General features: G+C 61.9%; 8 protein-coding genes. 7 read left to right on the plus strand and 1 reads right to left on the minus strand.

Translation table 11 applies throughout. The features are described from left to right. From RYH74_RS13320 to RYH74_RS13345, 6 genes are all read left to right on the plus strand, one after another. Positions 1–5,318, plus strand: a 5,318-nt coding sequence (locus RYH74_RS13320; RefSeq protein ID WP_317409537.1) for an immunoglobulin-like domain-containing protein, incomplete at its 5' end; no start/stop codon positions are given. Between the two features lie 307 nt (positions 5,319–5,625). Then, the gene (locus tag RYH74_RS13325) at positions 5,626–5,967 is read left to right on the plus strand and encodes a hypothetical protein (protein WP_025337260.1); all 342 of its coding nucleotides are present in this window, start codon (positions 5,626–5,628) and stop codon (positions 5,965–5,967) included. A gap of 199 nt (positions 5,968–6,166) precedes the next feature. Then, positions 6,167–7,066, plus strand: a complete 900-nt coding sequence (locus tag RYH74_RS13330) for a TauD/TfdA dioxygenase family protein (protein ID WP_025337261.1) — start codon at positions 6,167–6,169, stop codon at positions 7,064–7,066. An 18-nt stretch (positions 7,067–7,084) separates the two neighbouring features. After that, positions 7,085–8,104 (plus strand): ABC transporter substrate-binding protein, encoded by a 1,020-nt coding sequence (locus RYH74_RS13335; protein WP_025337262.1) that lies wholly within the window; start codon positions 7,085–7,087, stop codon positions 8,102–8,104. A 6-nt stretch (positions 8,105–8,110) separates the two neighbouring features. Then, complete coding sequence (locus RYH74_RS13340; protein WP_317409539.1) at positions 8,111–8,974, plus strand: ABC transporter ATP-binding protein; 864 nt, start codon at positions 8,111–8,113, stop codon at positions 8,972–8,974. A gap of 14 nt (positions 8,975–8,988) precedes the next feature. Further along, positions 8,989–9,852 carry an ABC transporter permease gene (locus tag RYH74_RS13345; protein WP_047934522.1) on the plus strand — a complete coding sequence of 288 codons (864 nt, stop codon included), beginning with the start codon at positions 8,989–8,991 and terminating at the stop codon, positions 9,850–9,852. Positions 9,853–9,970: 118 nt separating this feature from the next. Here RYH74_RS13345 and RYH74_RS13350 read toward each other — a convergent pair whose 3' ends face one another. Next, on the minus strand, positions 9,971–10,531 hold the full coding sequence (locus tag RYH74_RS13350; protein ID WP_025337264.1) for a WYL domain-containing protein: 561 nt from the start codon (positions 10,529–10,531) through the stop codon (positions 9,971–9,973). A 207-nt stretch (positions 10,532–10,738) separates the two neighbouring features. On the opposite strand from RYH74_RS13350, the gene RYH74_RS13355 reads away from it, so the two are divergent. Beyond that, positions 10,739–11,533, plus strand: coding sequence for a tetratricopeptide repeat protein (locus RYH74_RS13355; RefSeq protein ID WP_025337265.1), 795 nt, complete (start codon positions 10,739–10,741; stop codon positions 11,531–11,533). Positions 11,534–11,649 lie beyond the last annotated feature (116 nt).

The raw sequence follows: 11,649 nt of genomic DNA on the forward strand, positions 1-11,649 counted from the left end.
CCGGTGGCGACTTCGAGAAGCTGAACATCAGCAGCACTGCAGCCGTGACCAAGGTCACCGACACCATCGACTCCACTACCGTCACCCTGACCGCGACTTCGACCGTCGCTGAAGGCGGCGTGGTGACCTACACCGCGTCGGTTAACCACAAGGTCACCGGTTCGGACCTGGTGGTGAAGTTGGCCAACGGCCAGACCATCACCATCCCGGTGGGCGAGTCGTCGGCTTCGGTACCGTTCACTGCACCGAACAACGTGCACAACACCAACCTGGACCTGACCAACAAGATCACCAATATCTCGGGCGGCAATTACGAGAAGACCGTGGCCGTAGGCGAGCCGGTGACCACTGTCACTGACAATCCGGCCACTCCGGACATAACCACGCTCACCCTGACCGCAACGGACACCGTGGCCGAAGGTGGCAAGATCACCTATACAGCTACCTTGACCAACAAGGCCGGTACCGACTTGGTGATCAAGCTGAGCAACGGTGAGACGATCACCATCGCCGCCGGTTCGAAAGAAGCGTCGATCACCATCAATGCCCCAAGCGATGACGTGTACCTCGATGCCGAAAACCTGAGCGTGACCGTCACCGGTACCACCGGTGGTGATTTCGAGAAGCTGGACGTCAGCAGCACCGCAGCTGTGACCAAGGTCACCGACACCATCGACACCACCACCGTGACCCTGACCGCCACGCAAAGTGTGGTCGAGGGCGGCGTGGTGACTTACACCGCGTCGGTCAACCACAAAGTCACCGGTTCCGATCTGGTAGTGAAGTTGGCCAACGGCCAGACCATCACCATCCCGGTGGGCGATTCGTCGGCTTCGGTACCGTTCACTGCACCGAACAACGTCCACAACACCAACCTGGACCTGACCAACAAGATCACCAATATCTCGGGTGGCAACTACGAGAAGACCGTGGCTGTTGGCGAGCCGGTGACCACAGTCACTGACAATCCGGCCACTCCGGACATAGCCACGCTCACCCTGACCGCAACGGACACCGTGGCCGAAGGTGGCAAGATCACCTACACCGCTACCTTGACCAACAAGGCCGGTACCGACTTGGTGATCAAGCTGAGCAACGGTGAAACCATCACCATCGCAGCCGGCTCGAAGGAAGCGTCGATCACCATCAATGCGCCAAGCGACGACGTGTACCTCGATGCCGAAAACCTGAGCGTGACTGTCACCGGCACCACCGGTGGCGACTTCGAGAAGCTGAACATCAGCAACTCTGCAGCTGTGACCAAAGTCACCGATACCATCGATAACACCGGTCTGACCCTGACTGCCACTCCTACCGTCCAGGAAGGTGGCCAGATCACCTACACCGCCACCTTGACCAACAAGGCCGGCACCGACATGACCATCAAGCTCAGCAACGGTGCCGTCATCAGCATCGAAGCGGGCAAGCTCTCCGGTAGCGTTACCGTTCCGGCGCCTACCGATGACGTCTATATCGATGCAGGCAACGTTTCGGCGAAGATCACCGAAACCAGCGGTGGCAACTTCGAGAAACTGAATGTCAGCGATACGGCGGCGGTCACTGCGGTAACGGATACCATCCAGACCACCACCCTCAGCATCAGCGGCACCTCCGCGGTCGCCGAAGGTGGCGATGCCACGTACGTCCTGAACCTGACCAACAAGGCCGAGAGCGACGTCACCGTCAAACTGACCTACACCGGCACCGCGGCCGATGGCACGGACTACACCGGCGTGGCCACCGTGGTGATCAAGGCCAACAGCACGCAGGCAACGTTCACCATCCCGACCCTCAAGGACAACTTCACCGAGGGCACCGAGCATTTCACCGTCAAGATCGATTCGGCCACTGGCGGCAACTTCGAGAAGCTCGACATCAGCTCCAGCGCCGGCAGCGTGACCACCCAGATCTTCGAGCCAGCCCCGGTTCTGGACCTGGATGGCAACGACTCCAGCGGCAAGACCGGTGCCGACTACCAGACCAACTTCACCGAGAACCAGCCAGGCAGTGGTGTGTCGATCGGCGATGTGGACGTCACCATCACCGACTTCGACAGCTCGAAGCTGACTGGCGCGACGGTCACCCTGACCAACCGCCAGCCGGGTGACGCGCTGAACCTGGGCAACAGTGTCAACGGCATCTCGATCAACGCCAACAGCACCGACGGCAAGGTAGTCCTGACCCTGAGCGGCGCTGCATCGCTGGCCGACTATATCCAGGCGATCAAGAACATCACCTTCATCAACAGCAGCGAGAACCCGAGCACCACGCCTCGCATCATTACCGTGACGGTGACCGACGGCGTTAATACCTCGAACACCGCCACGACCACGGTGAATGTGATCGCCGTCAACGACGCACCGGTCGCCACTGGCGGCGCTGTCACTGGCGTCGAAGACACGCCGCTGGTGCTGACCTGGAACGACTTCAACATTTCCGACGTCGACAGCGCCCTGTCGAGCCTGGGTGTGACCTTCACCCAGCTGCCAGCGGGTTCCCTGCAGCTCTTCAACGGCACCGCCTGGGTCAACGTCGCCCAGAACCAGACCGTCAGCCAGGCCGACATCGCTGCCGGCAACCTGCGGTTCGTGCCGAAACCCAACGAGTCGGGTATCGACGGATATGGCGGAACGGGCGTCGGCAACAAGCAGGCCGACTATGCCCAGATCAAGTACAAGCCTACCGACGGTACCGCTGCTGGTGGCGAGGCCACGCTGAAGGTCGATATTGCACCTGTAGCCGACAAGCCTGGCCTGAACATCGGCAGCAACACCCCCGATTCGCTTGGCCTGACCAAGGAAACCTGGAACAGCCTCACGGGCCTGGGCACCAACGGCAACGGCATCAGCGGTACTGCGCTGAAGAACGTGTTCGCCAACTCTGGCAGTGCCAGCAAGACCGAGCAGGTTACCAGCGCCGATTCGGGCGGTAGCGTTGCCGCCGGCACTGGCTCCAAGACCTCCGGCCTGATCTACCTGGAAGCCGGCCAGACCTACACCTTCAGCGGCACCGCCGATGACAGCCTGCAGGTCTACATCGGCAAAACCAGCGTGGTCGGCGCCACCTGGGGGGCGGGCGGTACGATCTCCGGCAGCTTCTCGCCGCCTGTCAGCGGCTACTACACCCTGGAGATCTACCACGCCAACCAGTCCGGCCCGGGTAGCCTGGATATCAACGTCAAGGTCGGTAACGGCCCGGTGACCGACCTGAGCAGCTCGGCCATCCCGATGTACCCGAACGTTGCGGCGATGGGTAACGCCGGGCTTTCCGTGTCCGATTTCCATGGCAGTGACGGCCAGGGCTACTACGACGGCTACAAGCTCAACGAAGGGCCGGAGAACGGCACCGTCAAGCTGGTTGGCATTTCCACCAACCTGACCGACACCGACGGCTCCGAGAGCCTGAGCGTCAAGCTGGACGGCATTCCGGCAGGTTCGGTGCTCAGCGATGGCGCTGGTCATACCGTAACCGTCGGCGCCACTTCGGTTGACGTCACCGGCTGGAGCCTCAACGGCCTGAGCATCAAGCCGCCGGCGTACTACCAGGGCAGTTTCGATGTGAAGGTCACCTCGACCGCTACCGAAAGCGTGGGCGGCAGCAAAGCCTCCACCGAAGGCACGATCAAGGTAACTGTCTATCCGGACACCTATACCGCCAGCAACCTGACCACCGACAGCGACAGTTTCACCGGCACCGCCACCAGCGACATCATCGTTGCCGACATCAGTGGCCTGCACGTGACACCGGGTCAGGACTACAACATTGCGTTCATCGTCGATACCTCAGGCAGCATGGGCAGCGCGGTCGATGCCGCGCGCAACTCGCTGAAGTCGGTGTTCGATACCTTGGCCAACAGCGTCAAGGGCGCGCAGTCCGGTACAGTGAACATCCTGCTGGTGGACTTCTCCACCCAGGTGAACAGCACGGTTTCGGTCAACCTGGGCGACAAGAACGCGTTGAGCACGCTCTACACTGCGCTCAATACGCTCTATTCCAACGGCTCGACCAACTACGAGGATGCCTTCAAGACCACCGCTAACTGGTTCAAGCAATTGATGGACGCGGGCAACACCGGCAGCCGCCAGACGTTCTTCATCACCGACGGCCAGCCGAACGTGTACCAGACCGGCGAGTATGACCCCACGCTCATGAACTCAAGCTACACGCTGGATGCAGTGCTGAAGTCGATCAACTACAAATTGGGTGATGTGGTCACTAACAAGCTCGTGGGGAACAACAACCGATTCAGCATCGACGCCGCTGGCAACATGACCGCCGAGTACAAAACCGGAAGCGGCAACAACTGGAAGACCGACAGTTATGCAAGCGGACAGTTGCATGCTCAGGGAGATGGTACTTATGAGTTTTCCTACGCCACTTCCGACCGCTGGACCGACTACTATGCGGACCTCAATTCCCAGCAGAGCTTCCTGTTGTTGTCCAAGCTGTCTGGCGTGGAGGCCATTGGCCTCAACAGCGCGGTCAACGTCAACGACCTGAAGCCTTACGACACCGATAGCAAGCCGCAGACCAATATCGATCCGAGCAAACTGGCGGAAGCGATCCTCGGCCACACCGAAGCCACCGTGCCGGGCAATGACACCGTCAACGGTGGTGATGGCAACGACATCATCTTCGGTGACCTGGTGAGCTTTGGTTCGGTCGCCGGCAACGGTGTCGAAGCCATACAGGGATATGTCGCAGGCCAGCTGGGTGTGGCCCTGGGTGATGTCGACGGTCGCGTGCTGCACAAGTACATCGTCGAGCATGTCAGCGAATTCGATGTCTCGCGCAGCAACGATGGCAACGACATACTCAATGGTGGCGCGGGCAATGACCTCCTGTTCGGCCAGGGCGGCGACGACACCCTCGACGGTGGCAAGGGCAATGACATCCTGATCGGTGGCCTGGGCAAGGACACTTTGCTCGGTGGTGAAGGCAATGACATCCTGCTTGGCGGCAAGGGCGATGACACCATGACTGGTGGCAGCGGTGCCGACACCTTCGTATGGAAGGCTGGCGATACCGGCAAAGACGTGATCAAGGATTTCAAGGTGGCCGAAGGCGACCGTATCGACCTGAAGGACCTGCTCCAGGGCGAGAAGGGCAGCACCATCGACAACTACCTGAAACTCACCACGGTGGAAGGCACGACGACGCTGCAGGTCAGCAGCGAAGGCAAGCTCAATGCCGCTGGTGGTATCGCCAACGCCGACGTGACCATCAAGCTGGAAGGGGTGAACTGGTCCAACACCACGATCAACTCGTTGATCAGCGGTGCTGACCCGACCATCATCGTCCACAACAAGGACAGCTGATGCGCCAATGGGCTGCCCTGCAGCCCATCGCCATCACCGGCTTCAGGCTGGCGCTGTCCCTGTAGGAGCGGCCTTGTGTCGCGATGGGCTGCAGAGCAGCCCCCAGGTCTCCGAGGCATTGTTGCCGAAACCGTGGGGCCGCTTTGCGGCCCTATCGCGACACAAGGCCGCTCCTACAGGGCGCGTGCCAGGGCCTTTCCCGCAACTCCATGACAGCGCATACTCTGGCGCCGGGCCGGCGTGCCTGGTGATCTTTGCCTATGCTGCTGTCTACCACCAAGGAACCAATGTGACGAGGGACACCGCCATGTTCTACGTGCAACGCGATGCCGCTGGCCAGTTGCTGCGGGTAGAAGCAGCCGCTTTTGACGAGTTCACCGAAATGCTCCCCGCCGACCATGCCGATATCCAGGAATGGTTTGCCCACGACGTGGTGGAAAACAGCCTCAACCAGCTCAAGCAAAGCGACCTCGACATGATCCGCGTGCTCGAGGACCTGATCGATGTACTGACCGCCAAGGGTGTGTTCAAGATCACCGACCTGCCCCCCGGTGCGCAGGCCAAGCTGCTCAACCGTTCTACAGCGCGCAAGGCGCTCAGCAGCCTGAACAACCTCATTGATGAAGAAGAGCAGGGCGGCTTGATCTGATTGCGTAGCACCCCTGGCAGCAGTGCTATGGTTATTCTTTAACGGTATTTAAAATAAAGCTCTTATGACTTTATAGTCACTTCCACTGCGTACCCGTCGACCAATCGATGCGCCGCACGACTTGAACCCACACGGGAAATCCCCGTGCGTTTCTGATCGTTGCGCGCCATTGAAGTCGCGCACTGCGTGGGAGTGAAAAATGTCAGCCGCCTCGAACGCCTTGTCGATCATCGACAGCGCCCAGCCGCAACGCTTCGAAATCCGCCCGTTCTCCGGTGCCGTAGGCGCCGAGATCATCGGCCTGGACCTGGCCAAACCGGTCAACGCCGAGGATTTCGCCCGTATCCATCGCGCCCACCTCGATCACCATGTGCTGGTGTTCCGCGACCAGCGCATCAGCCCCGACCAGCAGATCGCCTTCAGCCGCCGTTTTGGTCCGTTGCAGATCCATGTGCTCAAGCAGTTCCTGCTCGCCGGCCACCCCGAGATCCTGATCGTTTCCAACATCATCGAAAACGGCCAGAACATCGGCCTGGGTGATGCCGGCAAGTTCTGGCACTCGGACCTGTCGTACAAGGAACTGCCCAGCCTCGGCTCCATGCTGCATGCCCAGGAACTGCCCGACGAGGGCGGCGATACCCTGTTCGCCGACATGCACAAGGCCTGGGACGCCGTACCCGCGGCCCTGCGCAAGGTCATCGAGGGCCGTGATGCTGCGCACTCCTACACCGCCCGTTACGCCGAGACCAAATTCGAAGGCAACTGGCGCCCGACCCTGACCGCCGAGCAACTGGCGCAGGTACAGGAAGTCATCCACCCGGTGGTCCGTACCCACCCGGAAAACGGCCGCAAGGCGCTGTTTGTCAGCGAAGGTTTCACCACCCGCATCGTCGGCCTGCCAAGCGACGAAAGCCGCGACGTGCTGCAACAGCTGTATGCCCTGAGCGTGCTGGAGCAGAACATCTACCGCCACCAGTGGCAGCCCCACGACCTGGTGTTCTGGGACAACCGCTCGCTGATCCACCTGGCCACCGGCTGCCCCGCACACCTGCGGCGCAAGCTTTACCGCACCACCATCCAGGGCGATGCCCCGTTCTGACGACTGAGGAAACCCATCATGCGTAAATCCATCAGCCGCCTGGCGGCAAGCATCGGCCTGGGCGCAAGCCTGGTCGTAGGCAGCCTGGCGGCCCCCGCCGCGGCGCAAGCAGAAGGCAAGATTCGCATCGCCGAACAGTTCGGCATTGTCTACCTGCTGCTGAACGTAGTGCGTGACCAGCATCTGATCGAAAAACACGGCAAGGAGCAGGGCATCGACATCGAAGTCGATTGGGCCCAGCTGTCGGGTGGGTCGGCCATCAACGACGCACTGCTGTCCGGTTCGGTGGACATCGCCGGTGCCGGCGTCGGCCCACTGTTGACCGTGTGGGACCGTACCAAGGGCCGACAGAACGTCAAGGCCGTGGCCTCGCTGGGCAACTTCCCGTACTACCTGGTCAGCAGCAACCCCAACGTGAAGACCATTGCCGACCTCTCCGACAAGGACCGCATCGCCGTGCCGGCGGTAGGCGTTTCGGTGCAGTCGCGCTTCCTGCAATACGCCGCCGCCCAGCAATGGGGCGACAAGGAATACAACCGCCTCGACAAGTACACCCTGGCCGTGCCGCACCCGGATGCCACTGCCGCGCTGTTGGCCGGTGGCACCGAACTCAACGGGCACTTCTCCAACCCGCCGTTCCAGGACCAGGTGCTGGCCAACAAGAACGTGCACGTGGTGCTCAACAGCTACGACCTGCTCGGCCCCAACTCGCCGACCTTGCTGTTCGCCACCGAAAAATTCCGCAAGGACAACCCCAAGACCTACAAGGCCTTCGTCGACGCGCTGGCCGAAGCCGCGGACTTCGCCCAGAAGGACAAGGCGGCCGCCGCCGACACCTACATCCGCGTGACCAAGGCCAAGATCGACCGCGACACACTGATCAAGCTGATCGACAACCCGCAGTACGAATTCACCGTCACGCCAAAGAACACCTACAAGCTGGCCGACTTCCTCTATCGGGTAGGCGCCATCAAGCACAAGCCGGAGTCGTGGAAGGACTACTTCTTCCAGGATGAACGCCCACTGCAGGGGAGCTGACCGATCATGACCGCCCCATTGCCAGGCCACACGGCCAGCAACCTGAGCCGTGTCGCAACGCCGCCTTTGCTCAAGGTGGATAACCTCAACCTCGAATACCGCACCGCGCAACGCGTGGTGCGGGCCACCCACCAGGTCAGCTTCGAAGTCGACCGTGCCGACCGCTTCGTGCTGCTCGGCCCCTCCGGCTGCGGCAAGTCCACCTTGCTCAAGGCCGTGGCCGGGTTCATCTCGCCCCAGGAAGGGCAGATTCTGCTGCAAGGTCAGCCAGTCAGCGGCCCAGGCCCCGACCGCATCGTGGTGTTCCAGGAGTTCGACCAGCTGCCGCCATGGAAGACGGTGAAACAGAACGTCATGTTCCCTCTGCTGGTGTCGGGCCAGCTGAAACGCGCCGAGGCCGAGGAGCGGGCGCTGCACTACCTGGAAAAAGTCGGCCTGGCCGCCTTCGCCGATGCCTACCCACACACCCTGTCGGGCGGTATGAAAGCGCGCGTGGCGATTGCCCGGGCCTTGGCCACGCAGCCGAAGATCCTGCTGATGGACGAACCGTTCGCGGCACTTGATGCGCTGACCCGGCGCAAGATGCAGGAAGAACTGCTGCTGCTGTGGGAGGAGGTGCGTTTTACCCTGCTGTTCGTTACCCACTCCATCGAAGAGGCTCTGGTGGTCGGCAACCGCATCCTGCTGTTGTCCCCCCACCCAGGGCGGGTGCGCGCCGAAGTGCACAGCCACCAGTACGACTTGGGCAGCCTGGGTGGCAGCGACTTCCAGGCCAGTGCCCGGCGCATCCATCGTTTGCTGTTCGATGAGGTGGATGCCCCCGAACAGCCCGACGATCTTGGTTTCAACGATATCCGTATCGCCTACTGACAGGAGCTTCAGCCATGACCACTACACCTGTACGCCAGGAATACGAGGTGCAGCTGGAGCCTTTGCTCAGTGTGCCTGTGGAGCGCAACCTGCCGTTGGCTCAGCGCCTGTGGCAGCACGGCTGGTTGCGCAAGGCGGTCATCCTGCTGGTGATCGCCGTGCTGTGGGAGGCCATTGCCCGCTACCAGGGCAACGATCTGCTGCTACCAACCTTCCTGCAGACGGCCACGGCGCTGTGGGACGGCCTGGTCAGCGGTGAGCTGCCGGCCAAGGTTGGCGTGTCGCTGGTGATTCTGCTCAAGGGTTACCTGCTGGGGATCATCCTGGCCTTCGGCCTCACCAGCTTGGCGGTGTCGACCCAGCTTGGGCGCGATCTGCTGGGCACCCTGACCTCGATGTTCAACCCGTTGCCGGCGATTGCCTTGTTGCCCCTGGCCTTGCTGTGGTTCGGGCTGGGCGACAACAGCCTGATCTTCGTGCTGGTGCACTCGGTGCTATGGGCGCTGGCGCTGAACACCTATGCGGGCTTTCTCGGCGTGTCGGAAACCCTGCGCATGGCCGGGCGCAATTACGGCCTGAAAGGGCTGCGGCTGGTGCTGCATATCCTGGTGCCGGCGGCGTTGCCGTCGATCCTCTCGGGGCTGAAGATCGGCTGGGCATTCGCCTGGCGCACACTGATCGCTGCCGAGCTGGTGTTCGGGGCCAGCAGTGGCAAAGGCGGGTTGGGCTGGTACATCTTCCAGAACCGCAACGAGCTGTACACCGACAAGGTGTTTGCCGGGTTGGCGGTGGTGATCCTTATCGGCTTGCTGGTGGAAGGGCTGGTGTTCAATACCCTGGAGCGGCTGACGGTGCGGCGCTGGGGCATGCAGCGCTAACTGGTATGCCTGTGCCGGCCTCTTCGCGGGCTTGCCCGCTCCCACAGGAAAACCACACACTTCAGAATCTGTAGAGTACCTGTGGGAGCGGGCAAGCCCGCGAAGAGGCCAGCACAGGCTAAAAATTCTGGTACTGCGCCGCCGCATTGCTCAGGATCTTGCCAATCTCCTCCCGCAAGCCGCCCGGCTGCTCCACCACCACCCCATCGCCATGGCTCAACAGCCACCAGCGCAGTGGCCAGCCGTCACTCACCGTGGCCTGCAACCGATGCCCGTGCTCCAACGCCGTCAGTTGCATGTCGCTACTCAACGGCGCAACCCGCAACTGCCGCGCCAGCGTATCGCTGATCCGCGCCACCAACTCCACCCCCTCACCCCGAGCCGGTTGCAGCGCATCACCGCGCAGGTGCGTCAACAAGTCGAAATTGCCGCGCAAGTCGCCCACGGCGCTCGCCGACCAATGCCAGCCAAACGGGATGCTCTTGTCATTGCGCTCCAGCGGAAATATCAGCGACAGCTCGTTGAGATCACGCTCGACAGTGCGTTTGCTGACAGTGAAGCCCACGTCACGCAGGCGCCAGACCAATTCGGCGCTGGTAATGCCTGGGGAGCGGCTGGGCAACTGGCGCAGCAGCGCCCACTGTCGGCTGAGGGTGGCGCGAGTTGTGGCGAACGGCAAAAGATAACGTCCTTGTCTAGGCTTGCCGCAATAGGATGGCGGCAGGCGTGGGGCATGGCAATTGGCCACAGCCTGCTCAGATCAAGGAAGTCGCATTTGGTTGCCTGGCGCCGAATCGTTCGCGACAGGTTTTGACGTTACGTCACGCAGAATCACGCCTCATCACAGCCGAAGGTTGGGGTTGTGTGTCGTTCAATGAGGATGAACATGTCTGCTGCCAGCAATATCCATTCGCTGCTTGCCCGCCTTTTGCCCGAGCGGGTCATTGCCCCACCGGCCGCTGTCGGGAGGCGACAGCGACTGTTTGCCGGGATAGGGTTGCCCAGCCAGCGCTCGCTGCTGGTCAGCCGCCTGGACGAAGCCAGCGACCTGCAGGCGGTGTACGTCGACCTGCGCCGCCAGGCCTTGCAAGGCAGCGTGGCGGCGCTCAACGACCTTGGCTGGATCTGGCTCAACGGCAAATACTGGCGTGCTGACACAGTGTTGGCCGGCCACCTGTTGCGCATGGCGGCCCTGCAAGGCAATGCCGCGGCATGGTTCAACCTTGGGCAGCAACATTACTTCGGCAAAGGCATCGAGCCCTCTTACATGCAGGCGGCGGAGTGCTACCGGCAGGCTTTCGAGCGGGGCATGCTGCATGCCGCTGCCGCGCTGGGTGACCTGTACGAGGAAGAGGTGTGTGATGGCGGCCTGCAGTGGCAGGTCGACCTGGTACAGGCCTACCAGTGGTTCCTGCGCGGGGCCGAGCAGGGCGAGGCACGCTGCCGTTTCGAGGTGGGCTACCGGCTGATGCATGGGCTGTACGTGGAGGCTGATCTCAAGGCCGCGCTGTACTGGCTGGAGCTGGCGGCAGCTGCGGGGGTGGTACAGGCGGCCGAGGAGCTGGCGGTACACTTCAGCAGCCGTGACGAGGGCCGCTACCAGGAGTGGCGTGACCGCGCGGTGCAGATGGGCAGCACACTGGCCTTGACCATGAAGCTGGAAGACCAGATACAACCCTGAATGCTCTGTTGCCTGTCCGGGCCTCTTCGCGGGTAAACCCGCTCCCACAGGTACCGCGCATGGCTGAATCCTATGCAGCACCTGTGGGAGCGGGTTTACCCGCGAAGAGGCCGGCA

This window comes from Pseudomonas sp. LSJ-87, assembly GCF_032971465.1.
Classification (GTDB): Bacteria; Pseudomonadota; Gammaproteobacteria; order Pseudomonadales; family Pseudomonadaceae; genus Aquipseudomonas; species Aquipseudomonas putida_Z.

Excerpts from the sequence above, each read along its gene's own strand:
- RYH74_RS13325 (WP_025337260.1), top strand. The coding sequence starts at position 5,626 with ATGTTCTACGTGCAACGCGATGCCGCTGGCCAGTTGCTGCGGGTAGAA.
- RYH74_RS13330 (WP_025337261.1), top strand. The coding sequence starts at position 6,167 with ATGTCAGCCGCCTCGAACGCCTTGTCGATCATCGACAGCGCCCAGCCG.
- RYH74_RS13335 (WP_025337262.1), top strand. The coding sequence starts at position 7,085 with ATGCGTAAATCCATCAGCCGCCTGGCGGCAAGCATCGGCCTGGGCGCA.
- RYH74_RS13340 (WP_317409539.1), top strand. The coding sequence starts at position 8,111 with ATGACCGCCCCATTGCCAGGCCACACGGCCAGCAACCTGAGCCGTGTC.
- RYH74_RS13345 (WP_047934522.1), top strand. The coding sequence starts at position 8,989 with ATGACCACTACACCTGTACGCCAGGAATACGAGGTGCAGCTGGAGCCT.
- RYH74_RS13355 (WP_025337265.1), top strand. The coding sequence starts at position 10,739 with ATGTCTGCTGCCAGCAATATCCATTCGCTGCTTGCCCGCCTTTTGCCC.